At 51.7% G+C, this 14,888-nt stretch carries 13 protein-coding genes; all 13 read right to left on the reverse strand.

Features of this window, described 5'->3' with window-relative positions:
- The 13 genes from HMPREF2551_RS00660 to nrdR all read right to left on the reverse strand — a co-directional run bounded on the left by HMPREF2551_RS00660 (position 1) and on the right by nrdR (position 14,861).
- On the reverse strand, positions 1-1,902 hold the full coding sequence (locus tag HMPREF2551_RS00660; RefSeq protein ID WP_070836773.1) for a polysaccharide biosynthesis protein: 1,902 nt from the start codon (positions 1,900-1,902) through the stop codon (positions 1-3).
- Between the two features lie 111 nt (positions 1,903-2,013).
- Positions 2,014-3,189 (reverse strand): DegT/DnrJ/EryC1/StrS family aminotransferase, encoded by a 1,176-nt coding sequence (locus tag HMPREF2551_RS00665; protein ID WP_003748998.1) that lies wholly within the window; start codon positions 3,187-3,189, stop codon positions 2,014-2,016.
- On the reverse strand, positions 3,182-3,961 hold the full coding sequence (locus HMPREF2551_RS00670; protein WP_049333556.1) for a methionyl-tRNA formyltransferase: 780 nt from the start codon (positions 3,959-3,961) through the stop codon (positions 3,182-3,184). Before HMPREF2551_RS00670 ends, HMPREF2551_RS00665 begins: the two co-directional genes overlap by 8 nt.
- A gap of 13 nt (positions 3,962-3,974) precedes the next feature.
- Complete coding sequence (locus HMPREF2551_RS00675) at positions 3,975-4,667, reverse strand: HAD family hydrolase (RefSeq protein ID WP_036492784.1); 693 nt, start codon at positions 4,665-4,667, stop codon at positions 3,975-3,977.
- On the reverse strand, positions 4,660-5,634 hold the full coding sequence (locus HMPREF2551_RS00680; protein ID WP_070836774.1) for an ATP-grasp domain-containing protein: 975 nt from the start codon (positions 5,632-5,634) through the stop codon (positions 4,660-4,662). The genes HMPREF2551_RS00675 and HMPREF2551_RS00680 overlap by 8 nt, the downstream gene beginning before the upstream one ends.
- Positions 5,621-6,238 carry a sugar transferase gene (locus tag HMPREF2551_RS00685; protein ID WP_036492790.1) on the reverse strand — a complete coding sequence of 206 codons (618 nt, stop codon included), beginning with the start codon at positions 6,236-6,238 and terminating at the stop codon, positions 5,621-5,623. The genes HMPREF2551_RS00680 and HMPREF2551_RS00685 overlap by 14 nt, the downstream gene beginning before the upstream one ends.
- A complete protein-coding gene (locus HMPREF2551_RS00690; RefSeq protein WP_070836775.1) occupies positions 6,231-7,403 on the reverse strand; it encodes a glycosyltransferase in 1,173 nt (390 codons plus the stop codon). Before HMPREF2551_RS00690 ends, HMPREF2551_RS00685 begins: the two co-directional genes overlap by 8 nt.
- A gap of 13 nt (positions 7,404-7,416) precedes the next feature.
- Positions 7,417-8,487 (reverse strand): glycosyltransferase family 4 protein, encoded by a 1,071-nt coding sequence (locus tag HMPREF2551_RS00695; RefSeq protein WP_070836776.1) that lies wholly within the window; start codon positions 8,485-8,487, stop codon positions 7,417-7,419.
- Positions 8,484-9,794 carry an O-antigen ligase family protein gene (locus tag HMPREF2551_RS00700; protein WP_049322610.1) on the reverse strand — a complete coding sequence of 437 codons (1,311 nt, stop codon included), beginning with the start codon at positions 9,792-9,794 and terminating at the stop codon, positions 8,484-8,486. Before HMPREF2551_RS00700 ends, HMPREF2551_RS00695 begins: the two co-directional genes overlap by 4 nt.
- Before the next feature lie 42 nt (positions 9,795-9,836).
- A complete protein-coding gene (locus HMPREF2551_RS00705) occupies positions 9,837-11,264 on the reverse strand; it encodes an oligosaccharide flippase family protein (protein WP_070836777.1) in 1,428 nt (475 codons plus the stop codon).
- Between the two features lie 167 nt (positions 11,265-11,431).
- A complete protein-coding gene (locus tag HMPREF2551_RS00710) occupies positions 11,432-12,739 on the reverse strand; it encodes a nucleotide sugar dehydrogenase (RefSeq protein ID WP_036492804.1) in 1,308 nt (435 codons plus the stop codon).
- Positions 12,740-13,290: 551 nt separating this feature from the next.
- Positions 13,291-14,394, reverse strand: a complete 1,104-nt coding sequence (ribD, locus tag HMPREF2551_RS00715; protein ID WP_070836778.1) for a bifunctional diaminohydroxyphosphoribosylaminopyrimidine deaminase/5-amino-6-(5-phosphoribosylamino)uracil reductase RibD — start codon at positions 14,392-14,394, stop codon at positions 13,291-13,293.
- Between the two features lie 14 nt (positions 14,395-14,408).
- The gene (nrdR, locus tag HMPREF2551_RS00720; protein ID WP_070607152.1) at positions 14,409-14,861 is read right to left on the reverse strand and encodes a transcriptional regulator NrdR; all 453 of its coding nucleotides are present in this window, start codon (positions 14,859-14,861) and stop codon (positions 14,409-14,411) included.
- Positions 14,862-14,888 lie beyond the last annotated feature (27 nt).

Consider the following 14,888-nt stretch of genomic DNA (forward strand, 5'->3'; position numbering starts at 1 on the left):
TCAGACGGCCTTGTTGTTTTGTTGCCAAACCAAGTCGCAGATGCCGTCTTTGGGTACGAAGCCTGTCGGTGCGCGCAACAGAAGCTGGCGCAGGCTGTTTTGGTCGCTTTGGAGACAAGCGGTTTGGAGTTCCGACAGTATGTCAGATAATTGCGTCCATGGAAGCATTACTTCATTGGCGGTCATAATCCGGGGATGAGTGGTTTTTTGCACCTCATCGCCGATGAGCAGTTCTTCATAAAGTTTCTCGCCCGGGCGCAGGCCGGTAATCTTGATTTCGATGTCGCCGTGTGGGTGTTGCTCGTCTTTGACTTTGAGGCCGCTGAGGACAATCATTTGACGGGCAAGGTCGATGATTTTGACAGATTCGCCCATGTCGAGGACGAATACGTCGCCGCCTTTACCCATTGCGCCGGCTTGGATAACCAATTGCGCCGCTTCGGGAATGGTCATGAAGTAGCGGGTAATGTCTTGGTGGGTCAGGGTAATCGGGCCGCCTTCGGCAATTTGTTTTTCAAATACAGGGACAACGGAGCCGGACGAACCCAATACATTGCCGAAACGCACCATGCAGAAGCGTGTTTTTTGTTCCGGCTCGGCGGCAAGGGCTTGTAGGCAGAGTTCGGCCATGCGTTTGCTGGCGCCCATGGTATTGGTCGGGCGGACGGCTTTGTCGGTGGAAATCAAAACAAAGGTGGAAACGCCTGCATCTACGGCAGCCTGCGCGCAGCAGAGTGTGCCGAACACGTTGTTTTGAATGCCTTCGATGGTGTTGAACTCGACCATAGGGACATGTTTGTAGGCCGCGGCATGATAGACGGTATCGACGTGATAGGCCTTCATGACGCTGCTGAGGCGTTCTTTGTTTTGAACCGAACCCAAAAGCGGTACGACTTCGACTTGGCTGCCTTGCGAGGCTTGGGTTTCGCGCAATTCTTTGTCTATGCTGTACAGGGCGAATTCGGACAATTCAAACAACAACAGTTTGGTCGGACGGCAGTTGAGAATTTGACGGCAAAGCTCGGAGCCGATAGAGCCGCCTGCGCCGGTCACCATCACGACTTTGTCGCTGATGTCGGCACTCATCAATTCAGGGCGCGGTGCCACAGGGGCACGGCCGAGCAAATCGACCACGGAGATTTTTTTCAATGAGCTGACGCTGATTTTGCCGTCCACCAAATCTTTCATGCCCGGAATAGTCAGGACTTCGCATTTGTAGGCTTCGAGGCGGCGGATGATGTCTTTGCGTTCTTCAGGCGTAGAACTTGGAATCGCCAGCAGAATTTTGCGTACGCCGTAGCGGCTGATCAGCATCGGGATTTCGTTGGGGTTGTAAACGGCAAGGTCATAGATGACGGTGCGTTGGATTTTCGGGTTGTCATCGACAAAGGCGATGGCCGAATATTCGTTAACCTGTTTGATGGCTTCCAGCAATTGGCGGCCGGATTGGCCTGCGCCGTAGATGATGACGGGTGTCATCTGTTTGCGGTGGTGGTCGGTCAGAATCGCGCGCAGGATCATGCGCGAGCTGGTTACGCCGACCACCAAGACCAAGAAATAGACGATGGGCAGGGCAAGGTGCAGTTTTTGCTCAAAAACCAGGGTGGTCAGGCAGAACAAGACCGCTGAAATAATGCTGCCGAATGCGGCGGCGGTCAGGACGCGGACGCTGACGAAGCGCGTAACGGCGCGGTAGAGGCCGATACGGATAAAAAGGATGATGGTCAGCAACGCGGTGCTGCCGAAAGCCAGCCAGTTGGCGATACTCAACCATTCGTCGGAGTATTGCACTTTAAGGCTTTGGGCAAACCAAAACGCCACGAAGATCATCAAGATATCGTGAATGACGAAGAAGGTTTTTTTTAGATTGCGCGGCAGAGCCAGCAGGGTTTCCAAGTTCATTTTATTTTTTACGTGTGTCTGAGTGTTGTAATGTGGCTTGGTACGGATTGTTTGAAGCAGGCTGTTTTGCTTTTTTCAGACGGCCTGAGGTTGCAGGCCGTCTGAAAATGATTATGCCGTGGCTTCAGTCAATACGGCTTCTATGTTTTCTTTGCAGAACGCAATTTCTTCATCGGTCAGGGTCGGATGCACCAAGAACATCAGGCTGGTGTCGCCCAGTTGGACAGCGTTTTTCAGCCGCTCTTTCGGACGCCAAGGCGTGTTGTCGAAGGCTTTTTCCAAATACACTTCGGAGCAGCTGCCTTGATAGCAGGGGACTTTGCGCGCGTTCAGTTCGCTGACGATGCGGTCGCGCGTCCAGCCGTCTTTCAGGTGTTCGGGTTTGACGAAAACGTAGAACTTGTATTGCGCGTGTTCGATGTAGTCGGCTACTTCAACCAAACGGATGCTGGCGAATTTGCCCAAGCTTTCAGCCAGTTTGGCGGCGTTTTCTTGGCGGCGCGCCGTCCATTCGGGCATGCGTTTGAGCTGGATGCGGCCGATGACCGCCTGCATTTCCAACATGCGCCAGTTGGTACCGAAGCTTTCGTGCAGCCAGCGGAAACCGGGTGCGTGTTCGCGGTGGTACACGGCATCGTAGCTTTTGCCGTGGTCTTTGTACGACCACATTTTGCTCCACAGCTCTTTGTCGTTGGTGGTGACCATGCCGCCTTCGCCGCCGGTGGTCATAATTTTGTCTTGGCAGAACGACCATGCGCCGACATGGCCGATAGAGCCGACGGATTTGCCTTTGTATTTCGCGCCGTGCGCTTGGGCGCAGTCTTCGATAACCCACAAGTTATGTTCTTTGGCCAAAGCCATGATGTCGTCCATTTCGGCAGGCATACCGGCAAGGTGAACCACGATGATGGCTTTAGTGTTTGGCGTCAAAGCGGCTTTGATGGTTTCGGCGCTGATGTTTTGGCTGTTTAAATCGACATCGGCGAAAACCGGATTGGCGCCGGCGGTTACGATACAGGACGCTGAAGCCAAGAAGGTGCGCGAAGTGACAATCACATCATCGCCTTGGCCGATGCCCATTGCTTTGAGGGCTACGTCCAAAGCCAACGTACCGTTGGAAAGGGCGACGGCATATTGTGTGCCGACAAAGGCAGCAAATTCTTTTTCAAATTCGCGACATTCCGTACCTGTCCAGTAGTTGACTTTATTGGACAGCAGGACTTTGGAAACGGCATCGGCTTCTTCTTGAGTAAAGCTTGGCCATGGGGAGAGTGATGTATTAAGCATTTGTTTTTCCTGCGAAAAGACTGGTTGAGCCTTTGGGGGCGATTTCTTCCAGCAGTTGGCGGTTGATCAGGGTGTATTTCTGACCGTTGATTTCGACGTATGCGCCGTCGTAAGGGGGGAACCAGAAGGCGCGGATTTTCTTCTCGATATTGTCGCCGTCGAGGATTTGCTTCATGGCTTCCATTTCGTCGCGGCTGACGTAGCGGCCGCCGATGTTGGGCGTGGTCGGCAATTTGGTTTTCGACTCGATGGCGCGGGCGATGATGCGTTGTGCGAACGGCTCCAGCGCCTGCATGGTTTTGCGTTCGAGCGATTGGGCGGTTTCTGTTTCGGCGTCGATGGGGAAGCGGTCCACTTCGATGATTTCGCCGGTGTCGATGGAGGCATCGACGTAGTGGGCGGTGTTGCCCCATTGGTCCAGTTCGTCCATGATGGCCAGGTTGTAGCCGCCTGTGCCTTTGTATTCGGGCAACAGCGCAGGGTGGAAGTTTATTGTGCCCAAAGTCGGAATGCTCAGGAATTCATCACGCAGCTTGCGCCAGTAAAGGACGGACAAGCCCAAATCGTATTTCAGACGGCCTTCACGCATTGCTTCCAAAGCCGTATCGAAGGTGTACAGGGGCAGGCCCAATTCCTGCGCGGCAGCCGTGGTCGGCGAGCCTTGCAGATGGCTGTCGGTCAAGACGCCGACGATTTCGATATGGTCTTGTTTGGTCAAAAAACGAAGCAGGTTGGCGGAAACCTGTTTACGACCCATAAATAAGATTTTCATGGAGAAATGTCCCTTATGCATTTGCTTTTTCGGTGGCGGAAGTTGTCAGTGTAGTCAATTCTTCCAGGGTGTTTATCCAAAGGGTGGGCTGGTATTCACGGCCGTATTGCTCGGGCTCGGCTTGATGAATATTGTGCGGCTTAGGCATGATGCCTATGGAGAGCCAACCCAGTTTGTTGGGTGCGACAAAATCTTTTTTGATGTTGTCGCCGATGTAAATAAAACGTTTTGCAGCCGGATATTTGTTTTGCAGGAAAACGAAACGCTTGTCGTCGGGCTTTTCCGATTGCATGGCTTCCGAAATCAAAATGTCGTCAAACAAATCGGTCAGGCCCAAGGCCTGTATTTTCAACCGCTGTGTCAGGCTGCGGCCGTCTGTAATCAGGGCGCGTGCGGCAAAAGGGCGCATCAGCTTCCGTAAAAAAGACGGTTCGACATAGGGTCGGATGGCAGGCCGATGCAGCCGATATTGCCACAAGAGTGATTGTTTCTCTGATTCGTTTAATTTGCAATGATGACACAAATTGTCGAGCCAGTCTTTACTTTTATTGTCGGCAATTTCATATAGTACGCCGGCATTGTATTGCGGATAAAGCGACGTAATCATCTCTACAACTGCCCGTATTCCGGAGCATTTGTAGTCATGTTCAGAGTAAAGCGTATCGTCAAGGTCAAAAACGATGACGGATTCTTCCGGCTTAATCATGTTCTCTTACCAAAACCTTAGCATCATAACGAAGCATGATTAAATTGTTTTCCCAGTCGTCGGAGAAGGGAATGTCTTGTCCGCCGATATATTCTTGAATCAGCCAGCCCGGATAGTTGCCACCTGCGGCGTAGGTCAGTGGAAAACCGCCGCCGAAACGCGGATTGATTTCCACGCCGTAGGTCGTATTGTCAGTTTTGCTGACGAAGAACTGCGCGGTAATGCAGCCGCGTGCGCCTTCCAATACGGCCATTTTTTCAACCAACTCTTCATACAGGGCATTGCGCCGGGTTACGCCTTTGCTGACTTCGCCGGTACGCACTTCCAAACGCTCGCGAGGAATGGCGCATTTCAGACGGCCTTGACGGTCGTAATACATATCGACGGTAAACTCGGAAAAAGCATTTTCGATATCGATGTATTGGGCGAACATCATTTTCGGATCTTCGGCAATGTCGGCGGTCAGATCGGCCGGTGTGTTGATTTTTTTCGCACCGATGGCGCGGCTGCCGTCGTAAGGCTTGGCAAAACACGGGAAGGCCAGGCTGTCCCGTTCATAAATTTCAGGCGAACGGATGCCGTATTGTGCAAACAGGCCTGCGGTCAGGCGCTTGTCGCGACACAGGGTAATCAGTTTGGCGTCGGAAATGACGATGTGTATTCCTTCGGCTTCAAAACGGTCGCGTGCTTCGGCCAGCTTGAGCAGTTCGGTATCGATGGTCGGCACAATCAGGCCGATGTTGTGTTGTTTGGCCAGTTCGAAAATGCTGTCGATGTATTCGGCTGCGTCGATGCGCGGTACGCTGAAAGCGCGGTCGGCGACATGACAGGCTGAAGACATGTGGGGATTGAGGTCAGTGGCAAATACGCCGATGCCGTCTGAAAAACGTGCGGCTTCGGTTTGGAAGTCCTGCACCAATTCGACGCGGCGGCCTGCCGACAGAATCAGTATGTTATTTTTTTTCATCAGTTTTATTACCCGTGAAATAAGGCATAGTGGCTTCACCTTCGGCTGAGATGCCTTCTTTGACGAAGACTTTTTTAACCGTCAGGAACAAAATTTTAATATCCAGCCAGAAGCTGAAGTGGTCGATGTACCAAACATCGTGGGCGAACTTTTCGTCCCATGAAATGGCGTTGCGACCATTGACTTGCGCCCAACCGGTCACGCCCGGTTTCATTTCGTGGCGGCGGTTTTGGAAGTCGTTGTACAACGGCAGGTAGTGCATCAGCAGCGGACGAGGGCCAACCAAACTCATCTCGCCTTTTAAGACATTCCATAATTCAGGAAGTTCGTCCAAGCTGGTGGCACGTAATTTTTTGCCGAAATCGGTCAGGCGTTCGCTGTCTGGTAGCGGGTTGCCGTCTTTATCAATTGCATCGCGCATGGAGCGGAATTTAATCATTTTAAACGGCTTGCCGTCTTTACCCGGCCGCTCTTGGATGAAGAACACGGGCGAGCCTAAGTTTTTGCGGATGAGGTACACCAAAATTAAAAACACAGGCGACAGGATAATCAGCCCTGAGGCGGAGGCAACAATGTCAAACAGGCGTTTGAAAAATTTATTCATGAGCTAATCTTTCAATCAGGTTGACGATTTTTTGATAGGCAACGTCGCGCTTGAAGCGGCGGACGATTTCTTCGGACTGAACAGGATCGTCTTTGCGCTTCAAAATATCTTTGGCGGCTTGAACGAAGCTTTCCACATCGCCGGAACGGTAGTCCGCATGCGGCAGCAGGGTGAGGACTTCGGCAACTTCGTCGTTGACCTGGCTGTTCAGAATCGGTTTTTGCAAAGCCATATAGTCGGACAGTTTGTTGGTAATCGACTGCATGGCGTAAGAGTGGATGGCGTTGACGGAAATGTCGCAGCCCTTGGCAACCGACATCATTTCGGCGTAAGGAATGTAGCCGTAAAACTGGATGCCGTCGCAGGCATATTGTTTGAGCCTGTCCAAATCGGGACCGCCGCCCATGATGTGCAACTCGACGTTTTCGCCGGCGTCCAACAGCTTGCGAATGCCTTTGCACACAGTTTCCACGTCATAGCTGTAACTGAGCGTGCCCAAATAGAAAAAGCGGGTTTTGTCGTCGCCGAAATCTTTGGCAGGCGCGGCATCGAGTTTGGGAAAGTCGGCGCCGATATAGACGACTTCGCCGGGTACGTTCGGATTGGCTTCTTTGGCGCGGTCGAGATAAGTCTGCGATACGGCAATCAGCGCGTCGGCGTAGCGGTAGGCTTGGTTGGCGCGTGAAGCAAAGGGCAGCAGGTTGTGCGGTACTTTTTTCAAAAACGGTACGACCGAGGAGAAGGACTCCGGCCATACGTCCTGCACATCGACAATCAGCTTGTAGCCCAAACGTGCTTTGTGTTTGCCCAACAGCAGGTTGGTGGCAATCAGCGGATAGGCGGAAAAGACGACGTCTTGTTCGCCCGGACGGCAGTTTTCCAACCATTTTTCAAAATGTTTGACGAAGCGGTGATGGCTGGTCACGCGTCCTAAAGACACGTTTTTGCTGTATCCGCTTTCTTCCAACAGCATGACTTTCAGACGGCCTTGTGAGGCGGCCTCGGCATCTTCGGGCCGTCTGAAAGATTTGTCGTAGTGCTTGAAGTTGCTAGTAATCAGCAATACGTCATGCGACCGCGACAACAGCTCGGCAAGATACCAGAAGCGGTTGAAATGCGGCTCGGACGGCAGCGAGCAATAAGGGGCGACGATGGTAATGTTCATGTTTCAGACGGCCTTACATTTCGTACGCAGCCATGGTGGTGCGGTAGATTTCGTCGTCGGAGCATAAAGTTTCGACGTGTTTGTGCAGGGCTTTGCCCATTTGACCGCGCAACTCTGGATGCTTGATGAGTGTATCGACGGCTTCGATAAACGCTTCTTCATCGCCGAAAGGAATGCAGTAGCCGGTTTGGCCGGTGATGACCATTTCGGAAATGCCCGCCATGTTGTAGGTCACGACAGGTGTGTCGTAGAGGCCGGCTTCCAAAATATTGTTGCCGACGCCTGCACCGTGGTCGCCCACGCAATGCGGCGTGTTCACCAAAATATCGACTTCTTTGAAGTAGCCGGTCAAGTCGCGGACGCCGCCGAGGAAGGTAACTTTGTCTTCGATGCCCAAACGTTTGGCTTGGGCTTTGAGGTTGTCCATTTCTTCGCCGATGCCTGCAACGTTGAGGCGTACAGGCATACCGCGGTCAACCATTTTCTTGAGAATGTCCAACATCAGATGCACGGCGCGGACGGTGTCCAAACGGGAAAGCGTGCCCAGTTGGACATAGTCTTTGACTGTTTTTTCAGGAACGTAATCCGCTTTGTGCAGGGCGTTGTAAGTGTAGGTGATGCGGTTGGCAGGGAAACCGTAACGGATGAGTTTTTCGCGTTCGTGTTTGCAGTTGCCGATGATGTACACGCCCAGCTTGTCGAAAAGCTTGGCAATTTTCGGATAAGTTTCCGGATCAAGGCCGCGTGCGTGGTAGAACACTTTGGTTTTCGGCGAGGCAAACTTGGCCGCAATGGCGCAGGCCGGAACGATACGCGCCATTTGGCAGTGAATCACATCGGGTTTCTCTTTTTTCAGCAGTTTCATGTAGGCAAACATGCCTTTGATGTAACCCAAAAGCCCGCCTTGATAAAAATCAATCGGCTGCCAACGGATGCCCAATGCTTGCGCTTCCTGAATCAAAGGGCCGTCTGAAGAGGCCAATACGATATCGTGTCCGCGTTGTTTGAGCAGGCGGCCGAGGCGGAAAGTGGCGTTTTCAGTGCCACCGAGGCCGGACATGGAGGTAGTCAGGATGATTTTCATGATGGTTTCTTCGTATCGTATAGTGTTTCGTTGTATGCGTAAGCGGCCATATCTTTCAGCTTGGGCGCAACAAATACGCTGTAAATAAAAATCAGCAGGCAGGGCAGCCAGATAAATGGCATACGCAAAATGGTGGACGGAATAAAACCGGCCAGCAGGAAAATGCCCAAGGCAACCCAGGCCAAAACGCGCGATTTGCCGGTTACTGCGCGGTTTGAGGCGGTGTAGAGGAAATAACACGCCACAAAGGCAATAAAGCCGAGCAGGGAAATCATGCCGAAACCCAAATACAGCTCGATGATGAAGCTGTGCGGGTTTTCAAAGCCCAAGCTGCCGCTCAAATGGCCGCCGAAATATTCGCGGAAGTTTTTAGGGCCGTAGCCGGTCAGCAGCAGGGGCGGATTGTTCCAGAAGTAGTTGTAAATCTCCTGACGGTAGGACACGGAGTTGTCGCTGCCCAAGTCGTACAGGAAGAGGTACACGCGGCTGGAAAAGCGTTCCAAAAACTGGTTGCCGTTGAGTGAGAGCAAAAATTCCGCAATCGCTCGAGACGGAATCATCGACAACACCAATGCCAGCAAACCAGCTACGCCGACCGTAATAAAACCGTTTTTGCGATAGGCCGTATAAACCAGCAAAATCAACAGGTAACAGCCGATGGCGGTACGCGATACGCTGGCGAAAATGGCCATGCCTAACAGCAGGAACAAGCCCCAGCCCAGCAGTTTTTCTTTGTGTTTCCGTCCTTGGAGTTGGAAGAAAAACAAAATGGCAGGCGCAAGGCAGACTGCGGTGGCGGCAAGGTTGTTCGGGTTAAAGAACAAGCCTTTGAGCGAGCCTTCATCAATAGCCAACTCATCGCTGGCACTCACAAACTGAATACCGGTGGCCAGCTCTGCAAACGGCGGCACGGCGATAAACAATGTAAATACGACGAGGAACTTCTGAATCGTCCTCAAAGGGTCGTCAGCGCGCTTCAATACTTGGTAAAACAAGTAGAAGAAAGCCGGAACCGCCATAAAAAACAAAATATCCATGTACTGCGTAGGCGTCAGCGACGTAATGCCCATGTGGATGGCAGGCCAGATGCACATGGCGGTCAGGGCGCAGAGCATGGCAAAAATCTTGCGAGGAATATGCTTGCTTTCCAGAAAAAATACGACAAAACCAAGCAGTACAAATATCAGGGTCAGCGGGTTGTCGATACGCGGCACGCCGACCTTGAAGGACAGCGCGGGCCCCAGCATATAGGCTGCGAGCATGATGTATAGGATGTAAGTGTATAAGTTCAGACGTTTTATTTTCATAGTCGTGCTGTTGTTATCGTAGAGACATGAATCTCAGGTTGGCTATTTTGCCGAACGGTTTAATTTGGCTTTGATTTTTTCGGTCGCGGCAAATAATGCGTGTTTGTATTTTAGGAACAGGAAACCCAGTCCGACGGCCCATGCCAGCGCAAACCAAATATAGTTGTCGCGCGTACCCAGCCAAGTGTAGGCAAGGCAGATCATCAGGCAGAGCGTTGAGTTGGTATAAATCTTCAGGCGCGGCAAAGGTTGCCACAGACGTGAAGAGAATTCGGTTTTCAAGATGAAAAACAGCCAAAAAGCCGTTGCGCTGGCCATAGCCGCACCTTTTGCACCGAATTTCGGCACCAGCAGATAGAGCAGGGCGGTATTGGCGATAAAGGCAACGATGTTGATGGCGGTAATCAGCCAAGTTGAGCGGACGACGTTCAAACCGATGCCGCTGACTTCGGTCAGCGTGTAAAACAGGGGGAAGAGCATACACGAGAGCAGGATAAATTGAACCTGCGTGTATTTTTCCGGCAGTATCCAAGTCGCCATCGGCGAAAAAATTCCGATGAGGCAAATCATTGCACTGATGAGGACGGTCATGGAAAGCGTGATGTCGCCGATTTTGTCCAGATTGGTTTTTTCTTCCACCCATTTGAACACCAAAGGCGCCCAAATGGTGGAGAACACGCTTTGGAAAATCAGGGCGACAGCGCCAAAGCTGACTGCCATCGAATAAATACCCAACTCGTCCAAGCCCGAGATATTCTTGAGGACAAAGCGGTCAATCGAAGTCAAACCCCAATAGGCCAAGTTGCCGAATGCCAGCGGCAGGCCGTAGCGCAGGCCGTCCCGGTGCAGCTCAGGCGACCATTTCGCATGGGAAACGGCTCGCAGGTCTCGGCGCAGTTGATAGATCAACAGCGCAACGGTCAGCACTTGGGCGGCGGTGTAGGCAAAAACCAGCGAAGTGGTATTGGCGGGCAGGCCGGAAGCAATCACGGCAAAAACCAACACCAAAATCAAAAATTTCGGCGCAAGCTGGCTGAGTGAAAAAGCCAGTGCCTGCTCTTTCATCCGCAAAATCAAGGCTAAAAAACGGATAATCAGCGTGGTGGCCAAGAAAATCAGGAAAAGAATTCCCAAATTCGCACTGGGGATGTCGAAAATGATTTCAGACGGCCATGATGCGTTTATCAGCAACACTAAAACCACAACCGCCACCGTCAGAATCAATGGCGATAAAAAAACGGATTTGAACAGCGCGGCCTTGTCTTTAACGGCGTAATAGTCGCGAATATAGGATTGGTCCAGCCCCAGGCCCAGCAACAGGATGCTCAATCCGGCAATGGTCTGCAAGAGTACGATACGGCCGATGTCTTCCGCAGGGAAGTACCATGAGATGAGCGGCAGGGAAAGCAGGCCGAAAGCGGCGCTTCCTATCGGGCCCAATGCGTAGCCGAGGATTTTTTTCGCGTTCATATTATTTGTTTTCAGACGGCCGGAAGTTCGAGCTGAGCGTTTTTCGTAAGAGATGCGTTGTTACCGTTGCCGGTTTCCCAAGGCCGTCTGAAAAACAAATGGCCTTGGGAAACCGGCCGCCGTCCCGGTCGGGAAACCGGAGGCAGCCGGATGCGTCTGAAGCAAGATTATGCTTTGATGACTTTAGGATTTTTCACTGGGAATTTGCCGCGTGTATCGACAATCAGCTTGGCATGTTCGGTGATCATGTCATAGTCGAATTTGTCGTGATCGGTGGTCAGAACCACGCAGTCGTATTGGGCAACAGTTTCAGGGGTCAGCGCTTCACTCTTCAAGTCGAAGTAGTGGTGGCCGGGGATGTGTGGGAACTCTGGAACGTGCGGGTCGGAGTAGGAAACCACTGCGCCCAGTTTGTGCAGGCGGTCCATCACTTCCACAGACGGGCTTTCACGCATATCGTCTACGTTTTTCTTGTAGGCGATACCCAATACCAAGATTTTGCTGTCTTTGATGGAACGGTTGTGGTCGTTCAAAGCCAGGCCGACTTTTTCGATAACGTAGTCGGGCATGTGGGAGTTCACTTCGCCTGCCAGCTCGATGAAGCGGGTGTTTACGCCGTATTCGCGGGCTTTCCAAGTCAGGTAGAACGGGTCGATAGGGATACAGTGGCCGCCCAAGCCGGGGCCCGGGTAATAAGCAACGAAGCCGAACGGTTTGGTTGCGGCGGCATTGATGACTTCGTGAATGTCGATGCCCATTTTGTCGGCAACGATTTTCATCTCGTTCACCAAGCCGATGTTTACGGCGCGGTGGATGTTTTCCAGAAGTTTGGTCAGCTCGGCAGCTTTGGTGGAGCTTACCGGAACAACTTTATCGATGGCGGGTTGGTACAGCGCCAGGCCGACTTCCAAACACGCAGGGGTATGGCCGCCGATGACTTTGGGGATGGTACGGGTTTCGAAGTTAGGGTTGCCTGGGTCTTCGCGCTCGGGAGAGTAAACCAAGAACACGTCTTGACCGACTTTCAAGCCGCCTTCTTCCATACGTGGCAGCAATTCTTCTTCGGTAGTACCGGGGTAGGTGGTGGATTCCAAGGACAGCACTTGACCGGCGCGCAGGTAAGGTTTGACCGCGTCGGTAGTGTCGATAACAAAGCTCATGTCCGGTTCGCGGTATTTGTTCAGCGGAGTCGGTACGCACAAAATCACGGCTTCTACTTCGCCGATGCGGGAGAAGTCGGTGGTGGCTTCAAACAGGCTGTTTGAAGCGGCGGCAATTTTGTCGGAAGGAATATGCTCGATGTAGCTTTCGCCTTTGTTGAGCTTGTCGACTTTGGTTTTGTCGATGTCGAAACCCAAAACTTGGTAACCGATGTCCACATAGCGCAGCATCAGTGGTAAACCAACGTAGCCTAAGCCGACGATGCCGATTTTTGCGGTCTTATCGGCAAATTTTTGTATCGTAATGTTTTTCATGATGTCTTTCGTGTAATGAATGAGTAAATCGGGAGTGTTTGCCCGATGCCTGAGTTGTTTGCTGCTGCCGTATCGTGTGAAGCCTCAAAACCGTACTTATAATCCCAGCAGACGAAATCATAAGCATTTATCAGATTCGTCTCAATCAAAAAAGTTTAACGGTCGTTCAGACGGCCTCTGAGGTATGGAAACGGTATTTTTGAATATTTAATTTTAAAAGGTTTTATGCAACCACATGTTTTAATTTTGGATATTTTCTTGTCAAATGCTTGGTTCATGAAATCAAGCTATCGGTTATGCCGTTTAGAATCCTTCTAGAATAAAAACTTTTAATAAATTTTCTCGGCTTAACTTATTTTAAAAGTTTATTATTTCGTGAAGAAAAAAAGAATTTTGTTGACAATCAGGTTAATTATAATGAGCCTAAGTCAAAGTTTTAAATTGAAATACGCTATAGTCATTATAATAGATTGATGAATAAATCACATTTATTGCTATATAAACAATAGAATAACTCTATTGAAAATAATTAAATTATTTATGACAAGCAATCAGACGGATTTTTTCCGTAGAACCCATTTGATGTCCTGCCCGATGATTTCTACCGATTGACTCAGCCAGGAGCCGTCTGAAAGTAGGGCGGCCGGATTTTCAGGAAGGGAGAATAGAGGTTTGCCTGCGCCTAACAGTTTCGGCGCTTGGTAGAGGACGATTTCATCCACCAAGTCATTCTTCAGGAAGGCTGAGGCAAGTGTTGAGCCGGCTTCTATCAGAACTTCGCCAAAGCCAAGCTCTGCCAGTTGCGGCATAAGGGAAGGAAGATTGATGCGGCCGTTGATGTGTTCAGACGGCCTGATGATGCGGATATGTTCAAATTTACCCAGCGCCTGCAAACGTTGTTCGTCTGAGGAAAGGGTAACGATAACGGTCGGGCTGTCGGTATCGGTCACGAGGTGGCAGTCCAAAGGGATTTGCAGCCGGCTGTCCAAGACGATGCGTGCAGGTTGGCGCAAGGTGGGGAAGCTGCGGACGTTGAGTTTCGGGTTGTCGGTAAGTACGGTACCGATACCGGTCAAAACGGCGCAACTTTCGGCGCGGAGAATTTGTACGTCTTCGCGCGCCGCTTCGCCGGTAATCCAAAAGCTGCAGCCGTCTGAAAGAGCGGTTTTGCCGTCCAAACTGGCGGCGCATTTGAGGCGGATAAACGGTCTGCCGCGTTCGATACGCGACAGGAAACCGCGGTTGAGCTCGCGCGCCTGCGCTTCCAGCAAACCGCTTTCGGTACGGATTCCTGCGGCTTCCAGCATGGACAAACCTTTGCCTGCGACCAACGGGTTAGGGTCGGTCATGGCGGCGACCACGCGTGCTACGCCGGAATGAATCAGCGCTTCGGCACATGGCGGCGTGCGGCCGTAATGGCTGCAAGGCTCCAGCGTGACATAGGCTGTTGCGCCTTTTGCCGCCGCCCCGGCTTGCCTCAAGGCGTGAACTTCAGCGTGCGGCTCGCCTGCTTTGACGTGGAAACCTTGTCCGACGATTTGGGCGCCGTGTGCAATGACGCAACCGACGCGGGGATTGGGGGAAGTAGAAAACCGCCCAAGCTTGGCCAGCTCGAGGGCGGTTTGCATCATTTGGGTATCAAGTGCGGAAAACATGGTTTCAGACGGCCTTATTTGGCTTTGCATTCGGCGATGACTTGGGTGAATTCGGAAACGTCTTTAAAGCTTTTATAGACGGACGCGAAGCGGACATAGGCAACTTGGTCGATTTTGGCCAGCTCTTCCATCGCCATTTCGCCGACGATGCGCGAAGCGACTTCTTTTTTGCCCAAACGGTAGAGGCGCTGCTCGATCAGGGCAACGGTTTCATCGATTTGTTCTTGCGTGACAGGGCGTTTGTGCAGCGCGCGCTCAAGGCTGGTCTGCAGTTTGTGCGCATTGAAGGGAACCCGTGTGCCGTTGGATTTGATGACTTGCGGCATCCGCATTTCAACGGTTTCAAAAGTGCTGAAGCGTTGTCCGCATTCCAAGCATTTGCGGCGACGGCGGATGCTGTTGGTGTCTTCCAGCCATCGCGAGTCGGTTACTTGAGTGTTGGGGTGTTGGCAAAACGGGCACTTCATCGGGTTTCCTTGTCATACGCTCGGCAA

The sequence above is a fragment of the Neisseria sp. HMSC066H01 genome, from assembly GCF_001837375.1.
Taxonomy (GTDB): domain Bacteria; phylum Pseudomonadota; class Gammaproteobacteria; order Burkholderiales; family Neisseriaceae; genus Neisseria.

Coding starts and splice junctions, on each gene's coding strand:
- HMPREF2551_RS00700 (WP_049322610.1), bottom strand. CDS start 9,794: ATGAAAATAAAACGTCTGAACTTATACACTTACATCCTATACATCATG.
- HMPREF2551_RS00695 (WP_070836776.1), bottom strand. CDS start 8,487: ATGAAAATCATCCTGACTACCTCCATGTCCGGCCTCGGTGGCACTGAA.
- HMPREF2551_RS00660 (WP_070836773.1), bottom strand. CDS start 1,902: ATGAACTTGGAAACCCTGCTGGCTCTGCCGCGCAATCTAAAAAAAACC.
- ribD (WP_070836778.1), bottom strand. CDS start 14,394: ATGTTTTCCGCACTTGATACCCAAATGATGCAAACCGCCCTCGAGCTG.
- HMPREF2551_RS00710 (WP_036492804.1), bottom strand. CDS start 12,739: ATGAAAAACATTACGATACAAAAATTTGCCGATAAGACCGCAAAAATC.
- nrdR (WP_070607152.1), bottom strand. CDS start 14,861: ATGAAGTGCCCGTTTTGCCAACACCCCAACACTCAAGTAACCGACTCG.
- HMPREF2551_RS00685 (WP_036492790.1), bottom strand. CDS start 6,238: ATGAATAAATTTTTCAAACGCCTGTTTGACATTGTTGCCTCCGCCTCA.
- HMPREF2551_RS00680 (WP_070836774.1), bottom strand. CDS start 5,634: ATGAAAAAAAATAACATACTGATTCTGTCGGCAGGCCGCCGCGTCGAA.
- HMPREF2551_RS00690 (WP_070836775.1), bottom strand. CDS start 7,403: ATGAACATTACCATCGTCGCCCCTTATTGCTCGCTGCCGTCCGAGCCG.
- HMPREF2551_RS00665 (WP_003748998.1), bottom strand. CDS start 3,189: ATGCTTAATACATCACTCTCCCCATGGCCAAGCTTTACTCAAGAAGAA.
- HMPREF2551_RS00705 (WP_070836777.1), bottom strand. CDS start 11,264: ATGAACGCGAAAAAAATCCTCGGCTACGCATTGGGCCCGATAGGAAGC.
- HMPREF2551_RS00670 (WP_049333556.1), bottom strand. CDS start 3,961: ATGAAAATCTTATTTATGGGTCGTAAACAGGTTTCCGCCAACCTGCTT.
- HMPREF2551_RS00675 (WP_036492784.1), bottom strand. CDS start 4,667: ATGATTAAGCCGGAAGAATCCGTCATCGTTTTTGACCTTGACGATACG.